This is a genomic window from Marmoricola sp. Leaf446, assembly GCF_001424755.1.
Classification (GTDB): Bacteria; Actinomycetota; Actinomycetes; order Propionibacteriales; family Nocardioidaceae; genus Marmoricola.
On the sequence record NZ_LMRF01000002.1, the window covers coordinates 35,439 to 62,041 of the forward strand.

Annotated in this window: 23 protein-coding genes and 1 riboswitch; of the genes, 10 read left to right on the forward strand and 13 right to left on the reverse strand. The window is 73.5% G+C overall.

Annotation, left to right across the window (positions count from 1 at the left end):
* Positions 1 to 8: 8 nt before the first annotated feature.
* Positions 9 to 419, forward strand: a complete 411-nt coding sequence (locus ASG49_RS08290) for a PPOX class F420-dependent oxidoreductase (protein WP_156384243.1) — start codon at positions 9 to 11, stop codon at positions 417 to 419.
* A gap of 3 nt (positions 420 to 422) precedes the next feature.
* Here the strand turns inward: ASG49_RS08290 and ASG49_RS08295 are convergent, their stop codons facing one another.
* From ASG49_RS08295 to ASG49_RS08310, 4 genes are all read right to left on the reverse strand, one after another.
* Positions 423 to 1,970 carry an LLM class flavin-dependent oxidoreductase gene (locus ASG49_RS08295; protein WP_056540143.1) on the reverse strand — a complete coding sequence of 516 codons (1,548 nt, stop codon included), beginning with the start codon at positions 1,968 to 1,970 and terminating at the stop codon, positions 423 to 425.
* A gap of 4 nt (positions 1,971 to 1,974) precedes the next feature.
* Positions 1,975 to 2,403 carry a hypothetical protein gene (locus ASG49_RS08300; RefSeq protein ID WP_056540147.1) on the reverse strand — a complete coding sequence of 143 codons (429 nt, stop codon included), beginning with the start codon at positions 2,401 to 2,403 and terminating at the stop codon, positions 1,975 to 1,977.
* A 21-nt stretch (positions 2,404 to 2,424) separates the two neighbouring features.
* Positions 2,425 to 2,916: a C40 family peptidase gene (locus ASG49_RS08305; RefSeq protein WP_056540150.1), complete on the reverse strand. Its 492-nt coding sequence runs from the start codon at positions 2,914 to 2,916 to the stop codon at positions 2,425 to 2,427.
* 1 nt (position 2,917) lies between these two features.
* Positions 2,918 to 3,110: riboswitch (cyclic di-AMP (ydaO/yuaA leader) on the reverse strand.
* Positions 3,111 to 3,149: 39 nt separating this feature from the next.
* A complete protein-coding gene (locus ASG49_RS08310) occupies positions 3,150 to 3,653 on the reverse strand; it encodes a pyridoxamine 5'-phosphate oxidase family protein (RefSeq protein ID WP_056540153.1) in 504 nt (167 codons plus the stop codon).
* 267 nt (positions 3,654 to 3,920) lie between these two features.
* On the opposite strand from ASG49_RS08310, the gene ASG49_RS08315 reads away from it, so the two are divergent.
* Genes ASG49_RS08315 through larA form a run of 4 tightly spaced genes read left to right on the forward strand, consistent with a single transcriptional unit; the run spans position 3,921 to position 8,606 of the window.
* Positions 3,921 to 5,141: an iron-containing alcohol dehydrogenase gene (locus ASG49_RS08315; protein WP_156384245.1), complete on the forward strand. Its 1,221-nt coding sequence runs from the start codon at positions 3,921 to 3,923 to the stop codon at positions 5,139 to 5,141.
* Between the two features lie 13 nt (positions 5,142 to 5,154).
* A complete protein-coding gene (locus ASG49_RS08320; protein ID WP_082533954.1) occupies positions 5,155 to 6,585 on the forward strand; it encodes a sensor histidine kinase in 1,431 nt (476 codons plus the stop codon).
* Positions 6,582 to 7,277: a response regulator transcription factor gene (locus ASG49_RS08325; RefSeq protein WP_056540156.1), complete on the forward strand. Its 696-nt coding sequence runs from the start codon at positions 6,582 to 6,584 to the stop codon at positions 7,275 to 7,277. Before ASG49_RS08320 ends, ASG49_RS08325 begins: the two co-directional genes overlap by 4 nt.
* Before the next feature lie 33 nt (positions 7,278 to 7,310).
* Entirely contained in the window at positions 7,311 to 8,606 is a 1,296-nt protein-coding gene (gene larA / locus ASG49_RS08330; RefSeq protein ID WP_056540159.1) for a nickel-dependent lactate racemase, read from the forward strand.
* Positions 8,607 to 8,724: 118 nt separating this feature from the next.
* On the opposite strand, the gene mftM is transcribed toward larA, so the two are convergent.
* From mftM to mdo, 4 genes are all read right to left on the reverse strand, one after another.
* Positions 8,725 to 9,672: a mycofactocin oligosaccharide methyltransferase MftM gene (gene mftM / locus ASG49_RS08335; RefSeq protein ID WP_056540161.1), complete on the reverse strand. Its 948-nt coding sequence runs from the start codon at positions 9,670 to 9,672 to the stop codon at positions 8,725 to 8,727.
* Positions 9,669 to 11,210, reverse strand: a complete 1,542-nt coding sequence (locus ASG49_RS08340; RefSeq protein WP_056540163.1) for a VWA domain-containing protein — start codon at positions 11,208 to 11,210, stop codon at positions 9,669 to 9,671. Before ASG49_RS08340 ends, mftM begins: the two co-directional genes overlap by 4 nt.
* A 9-nt stretch (positions 11,211 to 11,219) precedes the next feature.
* On the reverse strand, positions 11,220 to 12,467 hold the full coding sequence (locus tag ASG49_RS08345) for a MoxR family ATPase (protein WP_056540166.1): 1,248 nt from the start codon (positions 12,465 to 12,467) through the stop codon (positions 11,220 to 11,222).
* Positions 12,468 to 12,556: 89 nt separating this feature from the next.
* Positions 12,557 to 13,849, reverse strand: coding sequence for an NDMA-dependent methanol dehydrogenase (gene mdo, locus ASG49_RS08350; RefSeq protein ID WP_056540168.1), 1,293 nt, complete (start codon positions 13,847 to 13,849; stop codon positions 12,557 to 12,559).
* A 213-nt stretch (positions 13,850 to 14,062) separates the two neighbouring features.
* On the opposite strand from mdo, the gene ASG49_RS08355 reads away from it, so the two are divergent.
* Both ASG49_RS08355 and ASG49_RS08360 read left to right on the forward strand, forming a co-directional pair.
* The gene (locus ASG49_RS08355) at positions 14,063 to 15,304 is read left to right on the forward strand and encodes an aromatic acid exporter family protein (protein WP_162244510.1); all 1,242 of its coding nucleotides are present in this window, start codon (positions 14,063 to 14,065) and stop codon (positions 15,302 to 15,304) included.
* Positions 15,305 to 15,318: 14 nt separating this feature from the next.
* Positions 15,319 to 16,833, forward strand: coding sequence for a cryptochrome/photolyase family protein (locus ASG49_RS08360; protein WP_056540174.1), 1,515 nt, complete (start codon positions 15,319 to 15,321; stop codon positions 16,831 to 16,833).
* Between the two features lie 151 nt (positions 16,834 to 16,984).
* Here ASG49_RS08360 and ASG49_RS08365 read toward each other — a convergent pair whose 3' ends face one another.
* Positions 16,985 to 17,773 (reverse strand): hypothetical protein, encoded by a 789-nt coding sequence (locus ASG49_RS08365; protein ID WP_056540177.1) that lies wholly within the window; start codon positions 17,771 to 17,773, stop codon positions 16,985 to 16,987.
* 52 nt (positions 17,774 to 17,825) lie between these two features.
* On the opposite strand from ASG49_RS08365, the gene ASG49_RS08370 reads away from it, so the two are divergent.
* Both ASG49_RS08370 and ASG49_RS08375 read left to right on the forward strand, forming a co-directional pair.
* Positions 17,826 to 18,800: an SDR family NAD(P)-dependent oxidoreductase gene (locus ASG49_RS08370; RefSeq protein ID WP_156384247.1), complete on the forward strand. Its 975-nt coding sequence runs from the start codon at positions 17,826 to 17,828 to the stop codon at positions 18,798 to 18,800.
* 9 nt (positions 18,801 to 18,809) lie between these two features.
* Positions 18,810 to 19,280: a DUF6328 family protein gene (locus ASG49_RS08375; RefSeq protein WP_056540181.1), complete on the forward strand. Its 471-nt coding sequence runs from the start codon at positions 18,810 to 18,812 to the stop codon at positions 19,278 to 19,280.
* Here ASG49_RS08375 and ASG49_RS08380 read toward each other — a convergent pair.
* The gene (locus ASG49_RS08380) at positions 19,277 to 20,257 is read right to left on the reverse strand and encodes a YihY/virulence factor BrkB family protein (protein WP_056540184.1); all 981 of its coding nucleotides are present in this window, start codon (positions 20,255 to 20,257) and stop codon (positions 19,277 to 19,279) included. The genes ASG49_RS08375 and ASG49_RS08380 overlap by 4 nt on opposite strands.
* An 89-nt stretch (positions 20,258 to 20,346) precedes the next feature.
* On the opposite strand from ASG49_RS08380, the gene ASG49_RS19515 reads away from it, so the two are divergent.
* Entirely contained in the window at positions 20,347 to 21,978 is a 1,632-nt protein-coding gene (locus ASG49_RS19515; protein ID WP_056540187.1) for a phospholipase D-like domain-containing protein, read from the forward strand.
* A 7-nt stretch (positions 21,979 to 21,985) separates the two neighbouring features.
* On the opposite strand, the gene ASG49_RS08390 is transcribed toward ASG49_RS19515, so the two are convergent.
* Genes ASG49_RS08390 through ASG49_RS08400 form a run of 3 tightly spaced genes read right to left on the reverse strand, consistent with a single transcriptional unit; the run spans position 21,986 to position 26,181 of the window.
* Positions 21,986 to 24,355, reverse strand: a complete 2,370-nt coding sequence (locus ASG49_RS08390) for an excinuclease ABC subunit UvrA (RefSeq protein WP_056540190.1) — start codon at positions 24,353 to 24,355, stop codon at positions 21,986 to 21,988.
* A gap of 39 nt (positions 24,356 to 24,394) precedes the next feature.
* Entirely contained in the window at positions 24,395 to 25,666 is a 1,272-nt protein-coding gene (locus ASG49_RS08395) for an MFS transporter (RefSeq protein ID WP_056540192.1), read from the reverse strand.
* Entirely contained in the window at positions 25,663 to 26,181 is a 519-nt protein-coding gene (locus ASG49_RS08400; protein ID WP_056540195.1) for a hemerythrin domain-containing protein, read from the reverse strand. Before ASG49_RS08400 ends, ASG49_RS08395 begins: the two co-directional genes overlap by 4 nt.
* Positions 26,182 to 26,603 lie beyond the last annotated feature (422 nt).

Genomic DNA, 26,603 nt, shown 5'->3' on the forward strand with positions numbered 1-26,603 from the left:
CTGGGCCGGTGACCACCCCGAGCACCACCCTGCGCGAGCTCGCCGACGAGCGCTTCGTCTCGCTGACCACCTTCCGCCGCACCGGGGAGGGCGTGGCCACCCCGGTCTGGCTGGTGCCCGACGGCGCCGAGGGCCTGGCGGTGTGGACGCCGGCCGGCAGCGGCAAGGTCAAGCGGCTGCGCCGCGACGGCCGGGTGACGCTGCGTCCCTGCGACCGGCGCGGGCGCGTGGCCGAGGGCGCGCCCACCGTCGAGGCGCGCGCGAGCGTCAGCGACGACCCGACGCGGGTGGCGGACGTGGAGCGCCGGCTGCGCGAGCGCTACCGCTGGGAGTTCCGGGTCTTCGGCCTCGTGGAGCGGATTGCGCGCAGGGGCCGCGAGCCCGAGCGGGTCGCGCTGGCGATCGTCCCCGCCGCCTGAGGCTCAGGTCATGCCGTGCTGCGCCAGCGGGTGCAGCAGCTCCCGCTCCTCGTAGGAGAGGTGGGAGAGCAGCACGTCGGTGAGCAGGTCGACGGTGCCGGAGAGCGTCTCCAGGGCGGGGCTCGTGCCCGACCCCGCGGCCGAGACCAGGCCGACCAGCGCGCGGTCGACGTCCTCGAGCACCCCGGCGATCACCTCGTGCTCCTCGTGGAGCCGGTCGAGCACCGGCCCGACCGCGGCGTCGCTCCGCCGCAGGTGGGTGAAGACGCTGCGGTCCTCCAGGGTGTGGTGGCCGGTCACGATCCGGCAGTAGGACTCGCAGTAGGCGCCCAGCGTCCAGTTGTTCTGCCGCATCGTCATCGTGTTGACCACCGACCGCGCCTGCCCGACCTGCAGCAGCCCGCGCCGCACCTGGTCGACGACGTCGCGCAGCTGGCCCAGCTCGGCCCGCAGCGCGTCGTGCACGTCGACGAGGTGCTGCGGGTGGGCCTGCTGCGCCGAGGAGTACGCCGCTCCCGCCGGCACCGGGTAGGTCGGCCGGGTGCCCTCGTCCCAGGGCAGCCGACCGGCGTGCCGCGTCGTCGGCGGCGGGGTGGGCACGACCTGGACGGTCTCGCCGGTCGAGCTGCCCCGCTCGTCGACCGACGGGGCCGAGGCGGTCCCGCCCGCCCGGAGCGCCCGCTCCTCGGTCACCAGCGCGCGCACGGCCGGCGCCACCTCGAGAGCGAAGCGGCGGACGTCGTCGGCGTCGTCGGTGCCGAGCACGAACCCGCTGATCCCCTCGTCGAGCGCCAGCCCGGCGAGCTGCTCGACCCAGTCGCGGACGCCGCCGTCGAGGAAGCCGGTGCCGGTGCCGAAGCGGCCGGAGAGGTTGTACATCCGCACGATCGCCTCGGGACCGCGGCCGTTGGCGGTGGCCTGCTCATCGATGCGGGCGTTCATGGCCGCCAGCGCGGGTGGGTCGGCGTACCCCATCGAGGGGATCCAGGCGTCCGCGACGTCGGCGGTGACCCGCAGCATCCGGGGGCCGTAGGCGCCGAGCCAGATCGGCACGTCGTGCGCGGGGCGCGGGCCGCCGTGCAGGCCGCGGACGCGGTAGTGCTCGCCCTCCTCCCGCACGGTGCCCCCGGCCCACACCGTCCGGACGATGCGGACGGCCTCGAGGAGCGCGTCCACCGCCTCGCCCGGCGTACGCCGCGGTCCGCCGGCCGCCACCACTGCGTCCCAGAACGCACCGGTGCCCAGGCCCAGCTCGACCCGGCCGCCGCTGAGCAGGTCGAGGCTGGCCACCGAGCGGGCCAGCACCACGGGCGGGCGCAGCGGCAGGTTGGCGACGTTCGGCGCGACGGTGATGCTGCGCGTCCGCGCCGCGACCACCGACAGCAGCGTCCAGGCGTCGAGGTGGCGGGCTTGGTAGGGGTGGTCCTGCACCGAGACCAGGTCGAGCCCGCTGACGTCGGCGAGCAGCGCGAGCTTCAGGGTCTGCTCGCGGCGGGCGGCGTCGGGGCTGGGGAAGATCCCGAAGCGGAGCTCGTGGCCGAGGTCGGGCACGGGGTCAGGGCTGCGGGAACAGCGCGGTCAGCGCAGCGGAGGCGTCGCGCAGCGCCGGGCCGAGCCCGTCCGCGACGGCGGTGTCGACCCCGGCGTACCGCAGCCCGACGACGGCCGCGGTGGCCAGCGCCACCACCATGCCGAGGGAGGCGAGCACGGTGCCGGCGGTGCCGGGACGGCTGGCCCGGGCCAGCCCGACCACGGAGGCGACCAGCGCCACCGCGGCGAGCACGACGGCGAGGCCCAGGTGCAGCGAGAAGGGGGAGAGCAGCGCTGCGGCGGTCCCCGCGACGAACGCGAGGACCGCCGCGGCGGAGGTGCGTGAGGTGGTGGCCGGTGAGGCCTCGAAGAGGCCGTCGAGCCGCGTGCGCGCGCCCGGCTCCTCGTCGGCGACGTCGAGGTCGAGCGGCCGGCCGAGGTGCTGGGTGGTCATGCGCCCGAGCGTAGGCGCAGCTCAGCCCCGGAGCGTGCCTCCGAACCACTGTGTCGTCCACGCGGTGGTGACGTGGACGCGGCTGCCGCTGCGGGGGGAGTGCAGCAGCTGCGCGCGGCCGTCCTTCCAGCCCAGGAAGATCGCGGCGTGGTAGACCCGGCCGCCGTTGTGGAAGAACATCAGGTCGCCGCGGCGCATGTTGCTCTTGGCGATGCGACGGGTGTGGGCGGCCTGCTGGCCCGACGTGCGCGGCACCGAGATGCCGGCCTTGCGGTAGCTGTAGTAGATGAGGCCGGAGCAGTCGAAGGCGCTGGGGCCGGTGGCGCCGTAGCGGTAGGGGTCACCCTTCTGGTTCAGGGCGACGTTGGTGGCGTTGCGGACCTTGGTGGTCGTGGCGGCGGAGGCGTCCCCCGCCGGGCCGGCCAGCACGAGGCCGGCGGCGAGCACCATCATCAGGAGCAGGTGGGCGAGGGCGCGGGGGTGGTGCAGGCGCGGCAGGGCGTGCGAGGACATGAGGACCTTTCCCACGCCTGTGAGGTGAGCTGTCGGGTTGGAGCTGGAAAGTGCTCCGCCGCCTCACGGCGACTTCACCCCGAGCACCCGACGCCTGGTTGGCGACGGCTGCGTGGAACGTGTGGTTCCCCCACTCCTGCCCATGACTGACGGAGGGTCTCCCCCGGACGGGCAGGACTCGGCGAATCCCGGGGGAGAGGTGCGATGGCCAGACGAGAGTAGTGCCCTTTGGTTTAAAGGTCCACGGTTTCCGACGTGCCGGCCGGACGACCTCCGGTGATGCGGGTCTTGACGAAGGACAGGGCGCTGGCGACGCGGCCGCCGCCGGGGCTGTCCCAGTACTGCGCGGAGTCGGTCTCGACGTGCAGCAGCCCGACCTCCGGGGAGTCCTTGCCGTCGGGGAACCACGCCGCGACCATCGGGTTCCACAGCTCCTCGACCTTGGCGCGGTCCGAGCGCACGTCGCCGTGCCCGGCCACCGAGAGCCAGGTCGAGCCGTCGGCGAAGGCGAGGTTGACCCGCTTCTCGGCCCGGATGTTGTCGGCGTGGTGGCTGGTGGTGTCGATGAAGAACCACACGTCGCCCTCGTCGGTGACCTCCTGCGGGGTCATCGGGTGCGACTGCAGCCGCCCCTCGTCGCCGACCGAGGTCAGCATGCAGAACCGGTCGCCGCGCATCATCTCCACGACCTTCTCCTGCTGCAGTGCCTGCTCGTCGTGCTCGGTCCGGTCGCTCATGGGGGTCCCTCCCGGGGTCGGTGACCGACGGGGTCGGTCGGCTGCGGTACGGCGTACCCGGTCCACGCTAGCCAGCGCGACCACGCCCGGGCGGCCCGTCCGATCGGAGGGGGACTCGTGACGGGGGTCACGCCTAGCCTGTGGGCGGGCCCGGCCCGGGACGGACCCGACCGGCCGGGCGAGCCCACCGACCGGACGCTGACCGAGCACTCCCGCCGGCGCCGGGTGCGGGGGTAGCCTCGGCGCCACCTCAGATTGGACGCAGTCGTGAGCCTCCTCGCCAGCACCGCCGACCTCGGTCCCGGGGTGCCGCGCGACCCCGACGGCGACGCCGCGCTCGGTGCGGTGGTGAAGTTCCACGCCCCCGAGGTCGTCTTCGGCGTGGGTGCGCTGGCCGAGGCCGGCTTCGCGGCCGCCCGACTGGGTGCCCGGCGCCCGCTGGTCGTCACCGACCCGGGCGTGATCGAGGCCGGGTGGGTCGACCTGCTGCTCGGCCACCTCCGGGACGCGCGCCTGGACCCCCAGGTCTGGCACGACCTCACCCCCAACCCCAAGGACCACGAGGTCCGGGCCGCCCACGCGTGGTACGTCGACCGCGGCTGCGACGTCATCATCGCGATCGGCGGCGGCTCGGCCATCGACGCGGCCAAGGGCGTCGCGATCCTGTCCAGCAACGACGGCGACATCCTGGACTACGCCGGCGTCGACCAGGTGACGCGGCCGATCCCGCCGATGCTGATGATCCCGAGCACCTCGGGCACCGGCGCCGACGTCTCGCAGTTCTGCATCGTCACCGACACCGAGCGCTCGGTGAAGATCACCGTGATGGGCCGGGCGCTGGTGCCCGACATCTCGCTGACCGACCCGCGGCTGCTGACCACGATGCCCGAGGCGCTCAACGCCGCGACCGGCCTCGACGCGCTCACCCACGGCATCGAGTCCTACGTCTCGCTGGCCCACAACCCGCTGGCCGACATCCACGCGCTGTCCTCGGTGCGGCTGGTGTGCGGCCACCTGCGCACCACCATCACCAGCCCCGGCGAGGAGCGCGCCCGCGCCAAGATGGCGCAGGCCAGCCTGCAGGCAGGGCTGGCCTTCACCAACGCGATCCTCGGCGCGACCCACGCGATGAGCCACCAGGTCGGGGGCCTGCTCGACGCCCCGCACGGGGTGGTCAACGGGGTGCTGCTGCCCCACGTGATCCGCTACAACGCCCGGGCCACGCCCGACCGGTTCGTCGCGCTCGCCCAGGCGGCCGGCCTCGAGGTCGGCTCGGCCCCCGGCGAGGAGGCCGCCGAGATGCTGGCCGCCCACGTGCGCCGGCTGGCCGACGACGTGGGGGTGCCGCGCGGGCTCGCCGACCTCGGCGTCACCGCGGCCGACGTGCGCCAGATGGCGCACACCGCCCTCGACGACGCCTGCCTGACCACCAACCCCCGCGAGGCCGACGAGGCCGACGTCCACCGGTTGTTCATGGACGCCCTGTGAGCGGGGTCGGGCCGTGACCCCCGCCCGCCCGAGGCGGTCCCGACCCGACCTGGCGCGGCTGACCGGGGTCCGGTCGGGCAAGGGGTCCTACTACCGCGCCTACGTCGCCTCCGACGAGCGGGTGCAGCGGGCGGTCGTGGCGATGGACTCGATCTCGCGGGCGCTGGTCCGCACCGTCGAGGGGCCGCGCGGCCTGCTCGAGGAGGTGCTGCGCGCCGCCGCGGCCCACCTCGACGCGCACTGGACGCTGCTGGCCCTGGCCGACGACAGCCTCACCGGGGCCCGGCCGCGGTTCCTGGCCTGTGGCACCGACGGGGTCGTGGTCGACGACGCACGGTCGCTGCCGGCCGACCTGCGCGAGGTGCTGGCGGCGCTGCGGACGGGTCGGCACCCCGAGGCCCGCGACGACGACGCCTGGGTCTGGGTGCCGATGACCCTCGACGGCCGGCGCATCGGCAGCCTGGTGGCCCGCCACGGCCTGGAGGCGCCGCCGGAGGCCGGCGACCTGTCGGTGCTGCGCATCCTGGCCAACCAGGCGGCGGTGTCGCTGCACACCTCCGAGCAGTACCAGGCCGGGCTGACCCTGCACCGGCGCGCCCAGCAGCTCTACGACGAGGCCACGGCGCAGAGCCGCGACCTCGCGGTGCGCACCGAGGAGCTCCGGGCCACCCAGGAGCGGCTGCAGGTCGCCCGGCAGCGCGAGCTGCTCGACACCGAGCGGCACCGGATCGCGCGCGAGCTGCACGACAGCGTGGCGCAGTACGTCCTCTCCGCCGGCATGTCGGTCGAGATCGCGCGCGGCGACGCCGAGGCGCTGGGGGATCCGGCCGCCTCCGTGGTGGCGGCGCTGGCCACGGCCAAGACCCTGTCGGGCGAGGCGGTCGAGCAGCTGCGGCGGGCGATCTTCGCCCTCCACCAGCCCCACGGCGAGGAGGTGGCGACCCTGCCCGAGCTCGCCCGCGAGGTCGCGGCCCACCACCGCGGCCGGCTCGAGGTCAGCGTCCGCACCCACGGCCGGGTGCGGCCGCTGCAGGCCCACGCCGACCACGAGCTGGCCCGGGCCATCGGGGAGGCGCTGTTCAACGTGGTCAGCCACGCCGGCGCGCGCCGCGCCGCGGTGCTGCTGCGCTACCGCGACGACGAGCTGCTGGTCTCGGTCTCCGACGACGGGTCCGGCGACCCGTCGGCGCTGCGGCGGCTGCTCGAGCTGGAGCGGTGCGGCACCGCCGACGGGCGCCACCGCGGGCTGGCCAACATCGAGTCGCGCATCGTGGACCTGGGCGGCGGCCTGGCCTTTCGCCGTGCCCGCATCGGCGGCATCCGCGTCGAGCTGCGGCTGCCGCTGGACCCCGACGAGACCGACGCGGTGGTGCCCGCCGGTGCCACGGTCACCGAGCTGGGCCGCACCCCGCGGCCGTCCCCGCCCCACGAGGAGGTCTCATGATCGGCACCCCGGTCCGCCCCGACCACGACGAGCCCGGCACCGCGACGGCCGGCCAGGTCGCGATCCTGCTCGTGGACGACCACGCGATCGTGCGCCAGGGGCTCACGACCATCCTGCAGCGCGAGCCCGACCTCGTCGTGGTGGCCGAGGCGTCGTCGTCGGCCGAGGCCAAGACCGCCGTGGAGCGCACCCGGCCCGACATCGTGCTGATGGACCTCAAGCTCTCCTCGTCCTCCGACAGCGAGGGCATCGAGCTGTGCGGCGACCTCACCCGGGCCCACCCGGACCTGGGCGTGCTGGTGCTGACGACCTTCCTCGACGACCAGCTGGTGCTGCGCGCCATCCGTGCCGGGGCCAAGGGCTACGTCGTCAAGGACGTCGACACCTCGGCGCTGATCCAGGCCATCCGCGACGTCTCCCGCGGCGGGAGCGCCTTCGACGCCCGCTCGGCCGCGGCCATGGTGCGCGGGCTGAACGCCCCGCCCGTCGACGACTCGGCGCGGCTGACCCAGCGCGAGGAGGAGGTGCTCGTGCTGCTCGCCCACGGCATGTCCAACCGGGACATCGGGCGCGAGCTGTTCATCTCCGAGACCACCGCGAAGTTCCACGTCGGCAACATCCTGCGCAAGCTCGGGGTCTCCAGCCGGGCCGAGGCGGTCTACGAGGGCGGCAAGCTCGGCCTGCTGGGCTGAGGGGTCCGGGACGGTGCGTGGCAGGGTGACGGCATGACTCCAGCTCCTGGGCAGACGCTCACGGTCCACCTGGCCTACGGCGAGTCCGGCCTCGACGTCGAGCTGCCGGCCGACCGCACCACCGTGGTCGAGCCGACCTACGTCGAGGCGGCCGACGACCAGCGCGGCCTGCTGCGTCGCGCCCTGCGCGAGCCCGTGGCCGGCACGCCACTGCGCGAGCTGGTGAGCAAGGGTCAGACGGTGGCGATCTCGATGTGCGACGGCACCCGCCCGCAGCCCCGCCACCTGATGATCCCCGCCGTGCTCGACGAGCTCGAGGGCGTCGTCGACCTCGACGACGTGGTCGTGCTGGTCGCGACCGGCACCCACCGTGGGAACACCGACGAGGAGATCAGGGCCATGCTCGGCGACGTCGCCGACCAGGTGCGCGTGGTCAACCACGACGCCCGCGACGACGCCTCGCTGGTGTGGCTCGGCCGGCACGGACGCGGCGTACCGGTGTTCCTGAACCGCGAGTGGGTGGAGGCCGACGTCCGCATCACCACCGGCTTCGTCGAGCCGCACTTCTTCGCCGGCTTCAGCGGTGGGCCCAAGCTGGTCGCCCCCGGTCTGGCGGGGCTCGAGACGGTCCTGACGCTGCACGACGCCGCCCGCATCGGCGACCCGCGCGCCACTTGGGCGGTGATCGAGGGCAACCCGGTCCACGACGACATCCGCGCGGTCGTCGCGGCCGTCGGTGGTGTCGACTTCGGGCTCGACGTGGTGCTCAACCGCGAGCAGCGGATCGTGCAGGCCTTCGGTGGCTCGCTCCCGGAGATGCACGCCGCGGCGCGCGAGGCCTCGCAGCGCCTGGCGATGCAGCCGGTGCCGTCGCTGTTCGACGTCGTGGTGACGACCAACGCGGGCTACCCGCTCGACCAGAACCTCTACCAGGCGGTGAAGGGGATGTCGGCCGGCATGACCGTCGTGCGCCCCGGCGGGACCATCGTGTGCGCCGCCGAGTGCCGCGACGGCTTCCCCGACCACGGCTCCTACCGCGAGGTGCTCGCCTCGGAGTCCTCCCCGGAGGCGCTGCTGGCCACCATCGCCGCGCGCGAGCGCACCGTCCCCGACCAGTGGCAGGTGCAGGTGCAGGCCAAGGTGCAGGCCCACGCCGACGTGGTCGTGCACTCGGCGTACCTCTCCGCGCCCGACCTCGCCACCGCCCACCTCGGCCACACCGACGACGTCGCCGAGACCGTGCTGCGCGCCCTCCACGACGCCGGCCCCGACTCGCGCGTCTGCGTTCTGCCCGAGGGTCCCCAGACGATCCCGTACGTCGCGGGGTAGCGCTTCTGGTTCCCCGGACGTCCGGGGAATCTGGTGCTGGGCGGGTGTTGCGACGCCTGCCAAGGTGAGGGAAAGGCTGCCGAGTCGCCGCCGGAGGTGAGCCTCGCGGGGTCGTCGCTCACCCGGTCTCGACGACGAGCCAGCCGCCGTGGTGCTCGTGGACCTCGTACGGCAGGCCGGTCGACTGGCCCCAGGCGCGGAGGTGGTCGAGGGTGACGGTGCGGACGTGGCCCCAGGTCTCGTCGGCGACGTCCTCCAGGGGCACGGCGACCACGACCCGGCGCCGGGCCAGCCGGACCGCCTCGGCCACCACCCGGTCGCCGTGCGCGGGGTCGAGGTGCTCGAGCAGGTGCAGCGCCAGCACGGTGTCGGCGCTGCGGTCGGGGGCGGGTAAGCGGGCCGCGTCGGCCACCCGCGTCTCCAGCCGTACGCCGAGCAGGGGCGCCGTCGTGGCCAGCAGCCGCATCGTCCCGGCCGACACGTCCGAGGCCGTCACCCGGCGCCCCCCGCCGGCCAGGCGCAGCGACAGGAAGCCGAAGCAGGACCCCAGCTCCAGCACCGACCCGTCGGCCAGCAGCCGCTCGGCGTGGTCGTAGACCGGCGCGTAGCCCGCGATCGTGCCGTGACCCGACGCGGTGACCGCGGTCGACGCCGACCCGTCGCCGGCGACCTCGCGCGCGATCGCCACCAGGCTGTTGCGGTAGAACAGCAGCCAGCTCTCCAGCGGGTCGCTCGTGGCGCTGCGGACCACGCCGGTGAAGACGCGTTCGAACAGCTCGGTGCCGCGCAGCCAGCCGGGGGTGAACAGCTCGTCGGCGAGCAGCCCGGCGAGGTCGTCGTCGATCCTCGACGCCGGCACCCAGTGGTCGACGTGCACCCGCATCCCGACGTGCCTGACGTCGAAGTGCTCGGTGCGCACGCTGTCGCGGCTCCACTGCCGCAGCGCCCCGACGGCGCGGACACGCACCAGGTCGTCGACGTACCAGCCGCCGGGTCCCGCCGGCCCGAGCGGGTCGATCGGCGGCAGCGTCGCCCCGCCGGGCTCGCCGACGTGGGCCGCGCTCATCGCGACCCGGGCGTGGCCGCGATGGTGGCCCGGTCGAGGCCGCTGAGGTTGCGGACGACCTGGACGCGGCTGCAGTACTCCTCGTACGCCGGCAGGTCGCACCGCCCCAGCCCCCAGGAGTAGCGCGGCTCGGGCGTCAGCCACACCGTCTCCCGCGCCCGCCGGCTCAGCTCGGCGAAGGCGGGCAGGCCGGGGTCGCGCCCGTTGCTGCGCCCGTCGCCGAGCACCACCAGCGTCGTACGCCGGTTGACCGCGGACCCGAAGCGCTCCAGGAACTCGCCGAACGCGTGGCCGTAGTCGGAGTCGGCGTCGACGTCGAGCACCCCGTTGGCCGGCAGCCCGGCCAGCACCAGCGAGAGCGCCTCCTCGGTGCGGTGCTCGGCGAAGAGGTCGGTGATCTCGACGAGGTCGGAGACGAAGGCGAAGGTGCGCACCGAGGAGGTGATCGACTGCAGCGAGTGCACGAGGTGGAGCGTGAAGCGGGCCGCCGAGCGCACCGACAGCGAGACGTCGCACAGCACCAGCAGCCGCGGCCGGTCCTCGACCTTGCTGACGGTGACGGGGCGGAAGGGCACCCCGTCGTACTTCATGTTGGCCCGCATCGTCCGGGCGCCGTCGACGGTGCCCCGGGCGGCGGCCTTGCGGCGGGGGCGGGGGGCGCCGTGCAGGCTCTTGACCAGACGCCGGATCGCCTCCTCCAGCTGCGCGCGCTCGGTCTCGTCGATGGTCTCGGCCTGGGCCTGCTCGAACTCGCGCTCCTCCAGCTCGCGCTCCATCGACATCAGCTGCTCGAGGTGCTGCTTGAGCTTCTCGGGCAGCTGCTCCAGGAACGGCGCGAGCGCCTGGCGCAGCGCCTCGAGCGTCTCGGCCTCGCGCACCTCGTCGACCAGCGAGTCGTCGGGCGCGGTCTCGTCGAGCCACGCGAGCAGCGCCATCTCCTGCGCCACCGAGAGCTCGGTCTCCAGCTGCATGCCGGGCTTGCTCACCAGGTCGCCCGGGTTGCCGGGGTTGTGCATCCGACTGGTGCTGATCTGCACGCGCGCGGCCTCGCCGGCACTGCCCTCGGTGTCGTTGGAGAGCACGATCTCGTCGGTCAGCGCCGCGATGTCGATCTTGTTGGCCTCCTGGTGCAGGTTGTACTGCTGGGCCATGTCCTCGGGGCGGAAGAACTCCTTGATGTCGTCGGGCTTGCCGTGCGAGTGGCCGTCCTCCGGCACGTCGCCCGGCTCCTCGGAGAGCGTGAACTGCTCCAGCTCGCCCTCGTCGGAGAGGTCGTCGTGGGAGTGGCCGTGGGCGCTGTCGTCCTCGGGCGGCACCACCGCCTGCAGCCCGAAGAACCGGTCGAAGACGGTCTCGAAGGTGGCCAGGTCGCGCCGGTCCTTGACCAGGCTGACCGCGAGCGCCGACCTCAGCACGGTGCGGTCCTCGAGGACGCTCGGCTGCGCGACGGCGTGCATCGCGTCGACCGCCTCGGCGGTGCTGACCCGCAGCCCGTGCAGCCGCAGCAGCCGGATGAAGCGGTGGACCGCGCCCTCCACGCCGTCCTCCTAGACCGGGCGCTTGCGCGCCGACCGGGCGGCGAAGGAGCGCTGGCCCTGGGCGGCGCTGACCCGCTTGCCCTCGCCGGCGCGGCCGTCGTCGGAGCTGCCGCCGACCCCGCCGTAGGCGCCGTCGTGGCGCCCGGGCCGGTCCTTGGCGGCCCGCTTGGCCCGGCCGTCGACGTCGCCGTCGTCGAGCGGGGCGGCGGGGGCCCGCGGCGGCGCCTCGGGCTCGTCGTGGTCGTGGTCCCCGTCGTGCCCGTGGCCGTGCCCGTGCCCGTGACCGTGGCCGTGCCCACCGAGGCTGTCGGGGACGGTGCGGTTGGGGTCGACCAGGTGGGGGATGGCCCGGCGCGCCTTGTCGAGGTCGCGCTCGTACTTCACGACGACGTTGAGCGTGGAGGTCAGCACGTCGGCGGTGAGCTCCTCGACGCCGAGCACGGCCAGGGTGCGGGCCCAGTCGACGGTCTCGGAGATGCTCGGCGCCTTGCGCAGCTCCAGCTCGCGCAGGCCGCGCACGATGTCGACCAGCCGGACGGCGAGGCTCTCCGCGAGCCCGGTGTCCTTGGAGCGGATGATCGCCAGCTCGCGCTCGGCGGCGGGGTAGTCGAGGAACAGGTGCAGGCAGCGGCGCTTCAGCGCCGCGGACAGGTCGCGGGTGTTGTTGGAGGTCAGGACGACGTACGGCAGGTGCTTGGCGCGGACGGTGCCGATCTCGGGGATGGAGATCTGGTACTCCGAGAGCAGCTCGAGCAGCACCGCCTCGAGCGCCTCGTCGGCGCGGTCGACCTCGTCGATGAGCAGCACCACGGGGTCCTCGGAGGAGATCGCCTCCAGCAGCGGGCGGGGGGCGAGGAAGCGCTCGGAGAAGAAGACGCTGTCCTGGCGGCTGATCCGGTCCACGGCCTCGGTGAGGTCGGCGGCGTCCTCGACGACCTGGCCGATCTTCTCGCGCAGGATCTGGGTGTACAGCATCTGCTTGCCGTAGTCCCACTCGTAGAGCGCCTTGGTCTCGTCCTGGCCCTCGTAGCACTGCAGCCGCAGCAGCCGGCGGCCGGTGACCGCGGCCAGGCTGGCCGCGAGCTGGGTCTTGCCGACGCCGGCGGGGCCCTCGAGCAGCACCGGCTTGTCGAGCCGGGTCTGCAGGAAGACCGTGGTGGCGAGGCGCTCGTCGGCGAAGTAGCCCGCGTCGGCGAAGCGCTCGAGAGTGTCGGTGACGCTCGCGAAGTCGGCGGCGGGGGCGGCGGTGTCGGCCACGGGGGTCCTTTGCGCGTACGTCGGGGTGGGGGTGCTGGTGGTCGGTCGGGCCCACCCGGCGGGTGGGTGGACCCGACCGACGAGGGGGGTCAGGCGAGCAGGTCGTCCAGGTCGCCGTTCATGCAGTGGTCCACCACGGGGCGGACCGTCTCGAAGGTGCACTCCTTGGCGTTGCCCGGCGTGCAGGCGTCGCCCAGGACGTGGTTGGTGATGCGGTCCACGTCGGCGTCGTCGCCGGTGATCACCTTGGAGTCCTCGTAGAACTTGGTCGGGCCGGTGCCCAGGCGGTTCTTGGAGTAGGTGTCGCTGGTGATCTCGGTGAAGCGCTCGGTGATCCCGACGTCGCGCAGCAGCCTGATCGAGGCGGCCAGCGCGGCCTCGGCGGCCTGCACGTCGGTCATGCCGTGGGTGTCGATGTCCATCGCCCGGGCGATGTCGGCGAAGCGCTTGTACTGCGCCGGCATGTTGAAGGCCCACACCCGCGGCAGCGCGATGGCGTTGTTGAGCCCGTGGTGGGTGTCGTAGAACGCCGACACCGCGTGGCTGATGGAGTGGATGATGCCGAGGCCGCCGGAGTTGAAGGCCTGGGCGGCGATGTACTGCGCGTACATCATCCCCTCGCGACCGGCGAGGTCCTGGCCGTTCCACACCGCCGCGCGCAGGTGCTGGTTGGTGAGCTTGATGGCGTGCAGGGCGTTGCCCAGCGAGGGCTGGAAGTCCAGCCGCGAGACGTAGGGCTCGGAGGCGTGGGCGAGCACGTCGAAGCCGCACTGGGCGGTGTAGTCGACCGGGCAGTCGAAGTAGAGCACCGGGTCGTCGATGGCCAGGCTGGTCACCGAGGCGTCGTCGAAGGCGACGTACTTGTGCGGGTTCTCGGGGTCGGTCGTGGTGTCGGTGATGACGTAGGCCCACGAGGTCTCCGAGCCGGTGCCGGCCGTGGTGGAGACCGCGATGTGCGGCGGGTTCTTCGGGTTCTCGGACATGTTGAAGCCCTCGAACTCGTTGACGTTGCGGCCGTCGTGGGCCACCGAGACGCGGGCGCCCTTGCAGGCGTCGTGCGAGGAGCCACCGCCGATGGAGACGAAGGAGTCGCAGGCGTTCTCCTGGTAGAGCGCCACCGAGTCCATGACGTTGTAGTCCTTGGGGTTGGACTCGACCTTGTCGTAGACCACGACCTCGAGGCCGTGGTAGCGCATCGACTCCACGATCTTGTTCACGATGTCGGTGCCGCGCAGGCCCGAGGTCATCACCAGCGTCTTCTTGAAGCCCAGCTTGAGGGCCTCCGGGCCGATCATCTCGTGGGCGCCGGGACCCATCAGGGCGCGCGGGAACGGGTGGAACTCCTTGATCGGGAACGGCTTGAGCAGCTCGTCTACCTGCATGGGGGGATGCCTCCTGGCTGGGTGCGGATCCCGGGGCGACGGAGCGACCGGGGGCTGACGTCGCGACGCTAGGCGTGGCAGTGACGCACGGCACAGACGAGGATCGACAAACCCTGCGTACGCCCGTGCCCGCGCCCGCCACCCGGGCGTCGTCCACCTGCCCGACCGGACGGGAAGGCCGCGGGGGTGGGCCCGGGGGGTTACGGTCACCGGGTGGTGACGTTCAGGGAGGGACGTCGGCCGCGTGACCGTGCACGCCGCTTCGTGGAGCGCGTGGACCCGGTGCGTGTAGTCGACCTCGTGCAGACGGTGAAGACGGCGCTGGCCGGTGGGCTGGCCTGGTGGATGGCCGGGGTCTTCGACCTCGACCAGGCGTTCCTGGCCCCCTGGGCCGCGGTGCTGGTGGTCCACGAGACCGTCTACAAGACCGTCTCGCGCGGCTCCCAGCAGGTGGCCGCGACCTTCTTCGCGGTGTTCCTGGCGTTCGGCCTGGGCATCACCATCGGCACCGGCCCCTGGTCGATCGGCCTGGTGATCCTCGTGGGCTACCTCATCGGCCAGCTGCGCTGGGTCAAGGAGGAGGCCGGCACCATCGCCACCACCGGGCTGGTGGTGATCGCGACCGGGTCGATCGCCCAGACCGACCTGCTGGCCAGCCGGCTCATCGACACCGCGCTCGGCGTCGCGGTGGGCCTGGCCGTCAACCTGGTGGTGTGGCCGCCGCTGCGCGACCGCGCCGCGTGGTCGCAGGCCGAGCACCTGCCCGGCGAGTTGGGCGCGGTGCTGCGCGACGTCGCCGGCGGCATCGGCGCCGACCTCGACCCCCACGACGTCAAGGCCTGGATCCGCGCCATCCGCAAGGTCGACGTCCACATCGACCAGGCCTGGCGATTGCTGTGGCAGGCCAAGGAGAGCGGGCGGATGAACCCCCGGCGCTCCCAGCCCACCGGCGTCCGCGAGCTGCGCAAGGTGCTCCACCAGCTCGAGCAGGCCGTGGCCGACTCGCTGAGCATGGCGCGCACCGTCGCCCGCAGCGCCGAGAACCGCACCGACTGGGACGAGTCGTTCCGCGAGCGCTGGCGCGAGGTCGCCCGCGGCACGGCCGACGCCGTGGACGCCGAGGACGTGCCCCGCCTCGAGGAGCTCGGCGAGGAGCTCGCCCGGATGACCGAGGACTTCTCGCAGTCCTCGCTCGAGCCCGAGGTGTGGCGCGAGTACGGCGGCCTGCTGATGAACCTGCGCAACGTCCACGACGCCCTCACCGCGGCGGTGCAGTGGAACCACGAGGCGACCCCGGACAAGCGCCGCAGCAAGCGGTTCGACGACCCGCGGGAGATGCTGCGGCGCGAGCGGCAGGCCGGCGAGAGCCGCCGCCGTTTGTCGGCCGCGCGCGGCGGGTACTCCGCCGAGGGTGAGCGCACCCCGGAGCACACCCAGGAACGCACCCAGGGCTGAGGTCGACTAGGGCCGTGGCGCAGCAGACCACGCGGTGGCTCTTCGGCGACCAGCTCGGTCCCCACTTCGCCGAGGACCACGACGGCGACTTCGTGATGATCGAGTCGCGGCGGGTCTTCGCCCGCAAGCGCTACCACCGGGCCAAGGCCCACCTGATCCTCTCGGCGATGCGTCACCGGGCGGCCGAGCTCGGCGACCGGGTCCGCTACGTGCAGTCCGGCACCTACGTCGAGGGGCTCGGTCGGCGCACCCGCGACCTCCAGGTGGTCGCCCCCACGTCGTACGCCGCACGGGGGCTGGTCGACCGGCTCGTCGAGGACCCCGACCGTCCCCGCGACATCGAGCGGCTGCCCGCCCGCGGCTTCGTCACCACCCAGGAGGACTTCGCCGGGTGGGCCGAGGGCCGCGACGGCAAGCGGCTGCTGATGGAGGACTTCTACCGCGACGCGCGGCGGCGCCACGGCGTGCTGCTTGAGGGCTCCTCGGCCGACCCCGAGGGCGGCCGGTGGAACCTCGACCACGAGAACCGCGAGCCCCCGCCGAAGGGCGCCACCACCCTCGGCGTCGACCCGCCGCCGTGGCCCGAGGAGGACGAGATCGACGCGCAGGTGCGCGCCGACCTCGACCGCTGGGAGGCCGACGGCGACGTGTCCTTCATCGGCCGTGACGGTCCGCGGCTGTTCGCGGCGACGCACGCCGAGGCCGAGTCGGTGCTCGACCACTTCCTGTCCCACCGGCTGGCGACCTTCGGCGCCCACGAGGACGCGATCCTCGAGGGCGACCCGTGGATGTCGCACTCGGTGCTGTCGGCGCCGATGAACCTCGGGCTGCTCGACCCGCTGGACGTCGTACGCCGGGCGGAGGAGGTCTACCGCTCCGGTGACGCCCCGCTCGCCTCCGTGGAGGGGTTCGTCCGGCAGGTGATGGGCTGGCGCGACTACGTCTGGCACCTCTACTGGCACCTCGGCCCCGACTACCGCACCCGCAACCACCTGCAGCACCGGCGCCGGCTGCCCGACTGGTTCGCCCAGCTCGACGGCGCGGCCACCCGCGCGCGCTGCCTGTCCCACACCCTCGACGGCGTCGCCGAGCGCGGCTGGGTGCACCACATCCCGCGGCTGATGGTGCTCGGCTCCTACGGCCTGCAGCGCGGCTGGGCGCCGCAGGAGCTGACCGACTGGTTTCACCGCGCCTTCGTCGACGGCTACGACTGGGTGATGGTGCCCAACGTGGTCGGGATGTCGCAGCACGCCGACGGCGGGGTGCTGGCCACCAAGCCCTACACCTCCGGCGGCGCCTACATCAACAAGATGTCCGACCACTGCGGCTCCTGCGAGCTCAAGCCGACCGTCCGGGTGGGCGAGGACGCCTGTCCCTTCACGGCCGGCTACTGGTGGTTCCTCGACCGCCACCGCGAGGAGCTCGCCACCAACCACCGGATGGCCCGGCCCGTCCAGGGCCTGGGTCGCCTCAAGGACCTCGCCGAGCTGGTCGAGCAGGAGGAGTCCCGGGGCTCCGACCCGCCCTAGCCCCCGACCGGGCAGTCGTCGTACGCGTCAGGACGCCGACCGGGCAGTCGTCGTACGCGTCAGGACGCCGACCGGGCAGTTGTGCTCACCCAGGAGTCGCCGACCGGGCAGGGGTGCAGCCGGCTGCCAGCAGAAGTGCCCGCTCGGCGGTCTAGGGGTGCGCGACCGTGCCCGACCGGCGGGCCTGGACGACCGCGCCGACCGTGACGATCGCTGCTGCGAGGGCGGCGACGGCGGTGGCGGTGGACTCCGGGGTGGACTGGGTGCGGCCGACGGCGATCCAGGCCAGGCCCCAGGCGCTGGCGGCGGCGACCGACCAGCGGGCACCGAGGCGGCGGGCGAGCACGACGCCGAGGACCGCGACCACGGCGAGCACGACCACCGCGGCGGTCTCGGCCACGACCGTCGACGGCTCGACGCCGCTGTCGACCAGCGCGGCGGTGACGTTGGCGCAGACCGCGACGCAGACCCAGCCGAGGTAGAGCCCGAACGTGCCGTCGACGACCACCCGCTCGGCGAGGCCGCGGGCGGGACGGGCGGTGAGCCGCCGCACGAGCAGGCCGAGCACGACCACCAGCGCGAGGATGACCACGACGCTGACCCAGATCCAGCCCTGCTGGGTGACGAGCAGCCAGGTCGCGTTGAGCACCATCGAGGCGGCGGCCAGCCAGCCGATCGAGCGCAGCCGCGGGTCGGTGGCGCGACCGGGCAGCCACTGCCAGACGGTGTACGCCGCGAGGCCGGCGTACACGACCGACCAGATCGAGAACGCCGGGCCGTCCGGGGCCAGCAGCGTGGCGTCCGCCGACAGCGCGCCACCCGAGGACTCGGCGACGCGGGTGCCGAGCACACCGACGCCGACGAGGGTGCCGAGCACGCAGAACACCTCGGCGAGGGTGGTCACGACCTGGCGGGTGCGGTCCTGGGTGGTGGCGCTCACGGGGCCATGGTGACGCACCGGTGGTGGGGGCACGCTGGCTACGGTGACCGGCATGAGCCCCCTGCCGCTCCCGGTCGCCCGGGGCATCGACACCGCCCTCGACAAGGCCGTCGTGCCCGGCTTCACCCGCCTCGGTCCCGCCGTACGCCGGCGGCTGCCGACCTGGCCCGAGGACCCGCGACCCGGCGCCCTCGCCGGTCGCACCGCGGCCGTCACCGGTGCCACGTCCGGCCTGGGCCTGGCCACCGCCGAGGGGCTGGCCCGGCTCGGTGCCCACGTCCGGCTGGTCGTCCGCGACACCGACAAGGGCGAGCGGGTACGCTGGCAGCTGCTGCGCGACGTGCCCGGCGCGACCGCGACGGTCGACCGCTGCGACGTCGCCGACCTCGAGGACGTACGCCGGTTCGTGGCCGACCTCGACGTGGACCGTCTCGACGTGCTGGTCCACAACGCCGGCGCCCTGCCTGCCGAGCGCACCGAGTCGCCGCAGGGCCACGAGCTCACCATGGCCGTCCACGTCCTGGGCCCGGTGCTGATGACCGAGCTGCTGCGCAACCGGCTGGCCGGGCACGACGCCCGGGTCGTGATGGTCACCTCGGGCGGGATGTACGCCCAGCCGCTGCGGGCCGACGACCCGGCGTACACCTGCGGCTCCTACTCCGGCACCACCGCCTACGCCCGCTCCAAGCGCGCCCAGGTCGAGCTGCTGCCCGTGCTGGCCAGCCGCTGGGCGGGGCAGCAGATCGGCGCCCACGCCACCCACCCCGGCTGGGCCGACACCCCCGGCGTGGTCGACTCGCTGCCCGGCTTCCACCGCGTCGCCGGCCCGCTGCTGCGCGACGCGGCGCAGGGTGCCGACACCACCGTCTGGCTGGCCGCCACCGAGCCCACGCCCCCGTCGGGGCGCCTCTGGCACGACCGCCGCGCCCGCTCGCCGCACCTGCTCCCGCGGCGCACGCGCACGAGCCCGGCCGAGCGCGACCGGATGTGGTCCTGGGTGCGTGACGCCACCGCGCTCGGGTCCTAGCGTGGGCGGGTGGACGACAGTCGGAGCGAGACCCGGGCGGAGCGCTCGGACCGCAACTGGGGCGAGCTGGTCCAGGAGCTGCGGGTGGCGCAGACCGGGGTGCAGGTCCTCGCCGGCTTCCTGCTGACGCTGCCGTTCACCGCCCGCTTCGGCGACCTCGACGGCCCTCACCGGCTGACCTACCTGGTGGCCTTCAGCCTGGCCGTGCTCACGGTGTGCCTGCTCACCGCGCCCGTCGTGCTTCACCGGTTCCTCTTCGCCCGCGGCGCCAAGGACGTCCTCGTGGTCGCCGGAGCGCGCTTCGCCGCCCTGGGTCTCGCCACGATGGGGCTGACCCTGGTGGCGGTGGTCGACCTCATCTTCGGCGTCGTGGTCGGCAGCGGGGCCGGGCACGTCGCGGCGGCCCTCGCGCTGCTGGTGTACGCCGGGGTCTGGGTCGCGCTGCCGACCGCGCTGCTGCGTCGGGCCGAGCGGGCCTAGACCTGGTCGACGACCACGCCGTGCGGCCGGCCCGGGTCGTCGTAGGCCGGGTCGGGGTGCCCGGCTCGCACGGCCTCGAGCTGGGCGCACACGGCCGTGCCGAAGAACAGCCCCATCGCCGAGAGCAGCGACCACAGCAGCAGCGCGAACACCCCGGCGAGCGGGCCGTAGATGTCGCCGAAGGACGGGCTCAGCTCGACGTAGAGCGCCAGGCCCGCCGTGGTGAGCAGGTTGAGCACGACGGCGATGCCCGAGCCCAGCGCCAGCCACGACAGCCCGGGCTGGCGACGGCGCGGCGCGTGGTCGAGGACGACGGCGATGGTGAGCACGAGCAGTGCGATGCCCACGGGCCAGCGGATCCAGTCGAAGGTGTCGGTCAGGGTGTCGCCCCAGCCGTACTCGGTCGCCATCGCGTCGGCGAACGCGCTGCCCGCCACGAGCAGCAGGAAGCCGAGGCCGACCGGGCCGGCGAGCAGCAGCGTCATGATCGCGGCGCGGCCGTACTTCCACTGCGCCGGCCGGTCGCGCTTGATGCCGTAGATGCGGTTGGTGCCGCGCTCGACCTGCGCCATCGCGGTGGTCATCGAGAACAGCGCGAAGACCAGGCCGAACCACAGCGCCACCTCGCCGGCCTGCTCGCTGGTGCTGCTGCCGCTGACGGCGGAGACCATCGCGTCACCGCTGCCGCTGCCGGGCGAGATGGCGTCGATGACCGCGGCCAACACCCGGGCCGGCTTCTCCTCGTCGATGTCGGCGGCCAGCCCGGTCAGCGCCAGCAGGAACGGCACCACCGCGAGCGACCCCTGCAGCGCGAGCGCGCGGGAGCTGGAGAACCCGTCGCCGAAGCGGAAGCGCACGAACGAGTCGACCGCCAGCCGGCGTACGCCGAGGCGTCGGACCGTGTGCCAGGCGTCCTCGGCGTCGAGCTCGTCGCCGTCCATCTCGGTGGTCACCGGGACGGTGCGGGCGGTGGTCACCGGCGCAGTCTAGGGGCGCGGCGGTCCGGGCGCGGGTGGACGGCACGGGGTGGCCCCACCGGCAGCACGGCGGGTGGCACAGTGGCCGCGTGCACCACACCGACTGGCTGCTGACCCAGGCCGAGCGCGGCAACCCCGACACCCGGCTGGACGACGTCCACCCGGGGCAGGTGGCGTGGTCGGAGGGCAACGAGGTGCGGCCGCTGGTGCACGGGGCGACGTACTTCGCCGAGCTCTACGAGCGGCTCGAGGAGACCCGCCGCGGCGACGTCGTCTTCCTGACCGACTGGCAGGGCGACGCCGACGAGCGGCTCACCGGCGAGCCCGGCAGCGAGGTGGTCGAGGTGCTCGGCCGCGCCGACGAGCGCGGCGTCGACGTGCGCGGCCTGATCTGGCGCTCGCACTGGGAGCGGCTGAACTTCAACGCCGCCGAGAACCGCCTGCTCGGCCGCCAGCTGCAGGCCCGCGGCGCCGAGGTGCTGCTCGACATGCGGGTGCGCTCGGGCGGCTCGCACCACCAGAAGCTCGTCGTGATCCGCTACCGCGACCGTCCCGAGCGCGACGTGGCCTACGTCGGGGGCATCGACCTGTGCCACTCGCGGCGCGACGACATCCACCACCAGGGCGACCCGCAGGCGCTCGACCTGGCCGACGAGTACGGCGCGACCCCGCCCTGGCACGACGTGCAGGCGGCCATCACCGGCCCGGCCGTGCACGACGTCGAGACGGTCTTCCGCGAGCGCTGGGAGGACCCCACGCCGCTGACCCGCCACCCCGTCTACTGGCTGCAGGACAAGCTGTTCCGGCTCGACATGACGCCGGACGCCCTGCCCGAGCAGACCCCGCCGCCGCCCCCGGTGCCGGGGTCGGACCACCACGTGCAGCTGCTGCGGACCTATCCCAACCTGCGCCACGGCCGCGACTACCCGTTCGCGCGCGGGGGCGAGCGCAGCGTCGCCCGGGGCTACTCCAAGGCGGTCTCGCGGGCGCGCCGGCTGGTCTACGTCGAGGACCAGTACCTGTGGGGCGAGCAGGTCGGTGACGTCTTCGTCGAGGCGCTGCAGCGCAACAAGGACCTCTTCGTGGTCGCGGTGGTGCCGATCCACACCGACCAGGACAGCTTCGTCGCGCGGGTGCCGCAGATGCTCGGCCGGTCACGGGCGATGCGCGAGATGACCGAGGCGGCGCCGGGTCGGGTCGCGATCTACGGCATCGAGAACCACCAGGGCACGCCGGTCTACGTCCACGCCAAGGTCTGCGTCATGGACGACACCTGGGCCACGGTCGGGTCCGACAACTTCAACCGGCGGTCGTGGACGCACGACTCCGAGCTCTCGGCCGTCGTCGTCGACCCCTCTGCGCCCGACCACAGCCCCTATGCCCGGCGGCTGCGGCTGACCCTGGCCGCCGAGCACCTCGACCGGCCCGCGGTGGTCGACCCGCAGGACCCGAGCCGCCCCGACGAGCTGCTCGAGGTGATGGCCGACTGCATCGAGCCGGCCGACTTCTTCGCGGCGTACGCCGAGTCGGCCGACCGCCTGGACGCCTGGCACGCCGCCGGCAAGCCGGGCGAGCGCCCCCCGGGTCGGCTGCGACGACTGGTGCCGCCCGAGCTCGACCCGCTCCAGCGGGCGCTGTCGGTGCTGCCCTACACCCACCTGCACGACCCCGACGGTCGCCCGGGTCCGCTGCGCCGGCTGGGACGGCTCGGCGGGTTCTAGCCCCGTCTCAGCCGACGTACGCCGCGAGGTGCTGCCCGGTCAGTGTCGAGCGGTCGGCGACCAGCTCGGCGGGGGTGCCCTCGAAGACGACGCGACCGCCGTCGTGGCCCGCGCCCGGGCCGAGGTCGATGATCCAGTCGGCGTGGGCCATCACGGCCTGGTGGTGCTCGATGACGACCACCGAGCGACCGGAGTCCACCAGGCGGTCGAGCAGGCCCAACAGGTTCTCGACGTCGGCGAGGTGCAGGCCGGTGGTCGGCTCGTCGAGCACGTAGACCTCGCCCTTGTCGGCCATCTGCGTGGCGAGCTTGATGCGCTGGCGCTCGCCGCCCGACAGCGTCGAGAGCGGCTGGCCCAGGGTGAGGTAGCCCAGGCCGACGTCGCGGAGCCGCTCGAGGATCCGGTGGGCCGCCGGGGTCCGAGCCTCGCCGTCGGCGAAGAACGCCTCGGCCTGGGCCACCGACATCGCCAGCACCTCGGCGATGTTGCGCCCGCCGAGGGTGTGGTCGAGCACGCTGGCCTGGAACCGGCGGCCCTCGCACTCCTCGCAGGTGGACTCGACGGTGTTCATGATGCCGAGCTCGGTGAAGATGACGCCCGCGCCGTTGCAGGCCGGGCACGCCCCCTCGGAGTTGGAGCTGAACAGCGCCGGCTTGACGCCGTTGGCCTTGGCGAAGGCCTTGCGGATCGGCTCCAGCAGGCCGGTGTAGGTCGCGGGGTTGCTGCGCCGCGAGCCCCGGATCGCGCCCTGGTCGACGACGACGACGCCCTCGCGGTGGGCGAGGTTGCCGTGCACCAGGGAGCTCTTGCCGGAGCCGGCGACCCCGGTGACCACGCACAGCACGCCGAGCGGCACGTCGACGTCGACGTCACGCAGGTTGTGGCGCCCGGCGCCGCGGACCTCGATCACGCCGGTGCGCGTGCGCAGCCGGTCCTTGAGGCGGGCCCGGTCGTCGAGGTGGCGCCCGGTCACGGTGTCGCTGCCGCGCAGGCCCTCGACGTCGCCCTCGAAGGTGATCTCCCCCCCGGCGGTGCCGGCACCCGGGCCCAGGTCGACGACGTGGTCGGCGATCGCGATCGTCTCGGGCTTGTGCTCCACGACGAGCACGGTGTTGCCCTTGTCGCGCAGCTGCAGGAGCAGCTGGTTCATCCGCTCGATGTCGTGGGGGTGCAGGCCGATGGTGGGCTCGTCGAAGACGTAGGTCACGTCGGTCAGCGAGGACCCGAGGTGGCGGATCATCTTGGTGCGCTGGGACTCACCGCCCGACAGCGTGCCCGAGGCCCGGTCGAGCGAGAGGTAGCCCAGCCCGATCTCGACGAAGGAGTCGAGCAGGTGCTGCAGCCCGGTCAGCAGCGGGCCCACTGAGGGCGCGTCGAGCGCGCGCAGCCAGGTGGCCAGGTCGCTGATCTGCATCGCGCACAGCTCGGCGATGTTGCGCCCCGCCACCCGGGAGGACAGTGCCTCGCGGGAGAGCCGGGTGCCCTCGCAGACCGGGCAGGTGGTGAAGGTGACGGCGCGCTCGACGAACCGGCGCACGTGCGGCTGCATCGACTCGACGTCCTTGGTCAGCGTCGTCTTCTGCAACTTGGTGATGACGCCCTCGTAGGTGAGGTTGATGCCCTCGACCTTGATCTTGGTGGGCTCGGCGTGCAGCAGCTTGTCGAGCTCGGCCCTGCTGAACTCCCCGACGGGCTTGTCCATGGGCAGGCCGGCGCCGGCGAAGATGCGGCCGTACCACCCGTCCATGCTGTAGCCCGGGACGGTCAGCGCCCCCTCGGACAGGGTCTTGTCGGCGTCGTAGATCGCGGTGAGGTCGATGTCGTTGATCGCGCCCATGCCTTCGCAGCGCGGGCACATGCCGCCCTGGTAGACCGCCTCGCGGACCACCGTCTTCTTCTCGGTCTGGCCCTTCTCGGTCTTCATCACGCCGCTGGCGACCCGGGTCGGCACGTTGAACGCGAACGCCGTGGGCGGGCCGATGTGGGGCTCGCCGAGCCGGCTGAACAGGATGCGCAGCATGGCGTTGGCGTCGGTGGCGGTGCCGACCGTGGAGCGCGGGTTGGCGCCCATCCGCTCCTGGTCGACGATGATCGCGGTGGTCAGGCCGTCGAGCAGGTCGACCTCGGGCCGGGCCAGCGAGGGCATGAACCCCTGCAGGAACGCGCTGTAGGTCTCGTTGATCAGCCGCTGCGACTCCGCCGCGATCGTGGCGAAGACCAGCGAGCTCTTGCCCGACCCCGACACCCCGGTGAACACCGTCAGCCGGCGCTTGGGGATCTCGACCGAGACGTCCTTGAGGTTGTTGACCCGCGCCCCGCGCACGCGGATCAGGGCGTGGCCGTCGGCGGGGTGGGTCTCCGGGGCGCTGCTGCTCATCGCGCGAGGCTAGTCCAGGACACCGACAGCCGGCAGGGGTCAGGCGGTGCGCACGGCGGTGGTCACGCGGTAGCGCACGAACGCCGGGAACGCGACGGCCGCCAGCACGGTGCCGACCACGACCAGCAGCCCGCCGCCGGCCGCCGTGGCGGCCGCGCCGATGCTGACCGCGACCGCCCCGTGGGCGACGTCGGCCACGCGGGGACCGCCGACGACCACGACGGTGAAGACGCCCTGCAGCCGGCCTCGGACGGCGTCGGAGGCCGCGCTCTGCAGCATGCTGGTGCGGAACGCGGCCGAGGCCATGTCGGCCGCCCCGCCGACGACCAGCATCAGCACGGCGGCCACCAGCATCGGCGTACGCCACGTGTCGGCCAGGCCGACGGCCGCGCCGAAGCCCACCATGGCCAGGCCCCACACCACGACGCAGGCCAGCACGGCGACGCCCTGCCGCTCGACCCGCGACACCCAGCCGGAGAACACCCCGCCCAGCACGGCCCCGATCGGGATGCCGGCGAACAGCAGCGCGAAGACCAGCCCGCCGCCCTCGGGGCCGCCGAGGTCGACGTGGGCGATCTCGGGGAACAGCGCCCGCGGCATGCCGAAGACCATCGCGATGATGTCGACGAGGAACGACATCAGCAGCACCGGCTGGCCCTTGAGGTAGGCCAGGCCGTCCCAGACCGCCGACAGCCCGAGGCTCCCGGTGACCCCCTCGACCGGCAGCGGCGGCAGCAGCGCCACCGCCGCCAGCGTGGGGACCAGCGTGAGGGTGTCGAGCAGGTAGAGCCAGGAGAACCCGAACACCGGGATCAGCGCCCCGGCGACCAGCGGGCCGCCGATCGCGCCCGCCTGCATCACCGTCATGTTGAGCGAGTTGGCCGCGGGCAGCAGCGGCAGCGGCAGCAGGCGCGGCAGCACCGCGCTGCGGGTCGGCTGGTTGACCGCGAAGAACGCCTGCTGCACCGAGAACAGCCCGAGCAGCAGCCACACGTTGCCGGCGCCGCTCCAATCCTGCAGCCAGAACAGGGCGCTGGTGCCGATCATCCCAAGCGTGGTCGCGATCAGCAGCGTCCGCCGGTCGAGCACGTCGGCCAGGGCGCCGCCCCAGAGCCCGAAGACGACCAGCGGGACGAGGCCGAAGACGCCGGTCAGCCCGACGTACGCCGAGGAGCCGGTCAGCTGGTAGATCTGCGCCGGCACCGCCACGACGGTCAGCTGGGCGCCGACGACGGTGACGATGTTGGCGATCCACAGCCGCCGGAAGTGCGGGTCGCGCAGCGGCCGGGTGTCGGCCAGGACCGACCTCACCCGGCGAGCAGCGACCGCACCTGCTCGAGGCTCCCGCACCCGGAGTCGAGCAGCTCGTTGCGGCGGGTCGCCCAGGCCTCGCCGAGGCGGGCGCGGTCGGCGTCGGCGACGTCGGAGCGGGCCGGGTTGAGGATGTCGCGCTCCTCCTCGTCGAGGTGGTGCAGCAGCGTCTCGCTCAGCTCGTGCAGGGCGTGGCTGGCGTCCTCGTCGTACAGGTCGGTCGCCTCGAGCAGCGGGAGCAGCGCCTCGTAGATCTCGCGGTGCTCCTCCTCGCCGTGCTCGGCCTCGTGCTCGTCGATCGCGTCCTTGCGCCGGAGCTCGGGGTAGACGTGGCTCTCCTCGGCCTCCCCGTGGGCGACCAGCAGCGCCGACAGCTGCCCGCGCAGCGCGTCGCGGTCGTTCTGGTCGTTGCGCAGCTCCCGCAGCAACGTCTCGAACGCACGGTGGTCGTCGAGGATCAGGTCGACCACGTCGCCGGTCGTCGGGCGGGTGGTCTCGGGCAGCTCGTTCGTCATGCCCCCGACTCTAGGCACGAGCGGGGTGGGGTGGGCGACGTACGTCGGGTGGTGGGTCCGCGCGCTGGCCCTTCGAGACAGGACTCCGTCCTTCCTCAGGGACCCGGGGCGAGGGTCGGGGTCGGGCCTGATCACGGAAGATCTGGGTCACCTGGTGACTCGGATCTTCCGCGTCGGCGTGCTGCCGGTCGCTCGGGTCCCTGAGGAGGTCGCGCAGCGACCGTCTCGAAGGGGGCGGGGCGGCGTACGTCGGGAGGTGGCTGAGCGGAGGATCGCAGTCATCTGGTGACCGGGATCCTCCGTCGTACCGGGTGGCCCTTCGAGACAGGACTCCGTCCGGCCTCAGGGACCTGGTGCGGGGCGGGCCTTCCTCCGGGGCCCGAGCCGCGGGCACCACGACGGGGCCGCTGTCCGCGGGTGCG

Coding starts and splice junctions, on each gene's coding strand:
- mdo (WP_056540168.1), bottom strand. CDS start 13,849: ATGCAGGTAGACGAGCTGCTCAAGCCGTTCCCGATCAAGGAGTTCCAC.
- larA (WP_056540159.1), top strand. CDS start 7,311: ATGACTCCAGCTCCTGGGCAGACGCTCACGGTCCACCTGGCCTACGGC.
- ASG49_RS08325 (WP_056540156.1), top strand. CDS start 6,582: ATGATCGGCACCCCGGTCCGCCCCGACCACGACGAGCCCGGCACCGCG.
- ASG49_RS08310 (WP_056540153.1), bottom strand. CDS start 3,653: ATGAGCGACCGGACCGAGCACGACGAGCAGGCACTGCAGCAGGAGAAG.
- ASG49_RS08390 (WP_056540190.1), bottom strand. CDS start 24,355: ATGAGCAGCAGCGCCCCGGAGACCCACCCCGCCGACGGCCACGCCCTG.
- ASG49_RS08300 (WP_056540147.1), bottom strand. CDS start 2,403: ATGACCACCCAGCACCTCGGCCGGCCGCTCGACCTCGACGTCGCCGAC.
- ASG49_RS08370 (WP_156384247.1), top strand. CDS start 17,826: ATGAGCCCCCTGCCGCTCCCGGTCGCCCGGGGCATCGACACCGCCCTC.
- ASG49_RS08305 (WP_056540150.1), bottom strand. CDS start 2,916: ATGTCCTCGCACGCCCTGCCGCGCCTGCACCACCCCCGCGCCCTCGCC.
- ASG49_RS08400 (WP_056540195.1), bottom strand. CDS start 26,181: ATGACGAACGAGCTGCCCGAGACCACCCGCCCGACGACCGGCGACGTG.
- mftM (WP_056540161.1), bottom strand. CDS start 9,672: ATGAGCGCGGCCCACGTCGGCGAGCCCGGCGGGGCGACGCTGCCGCCG.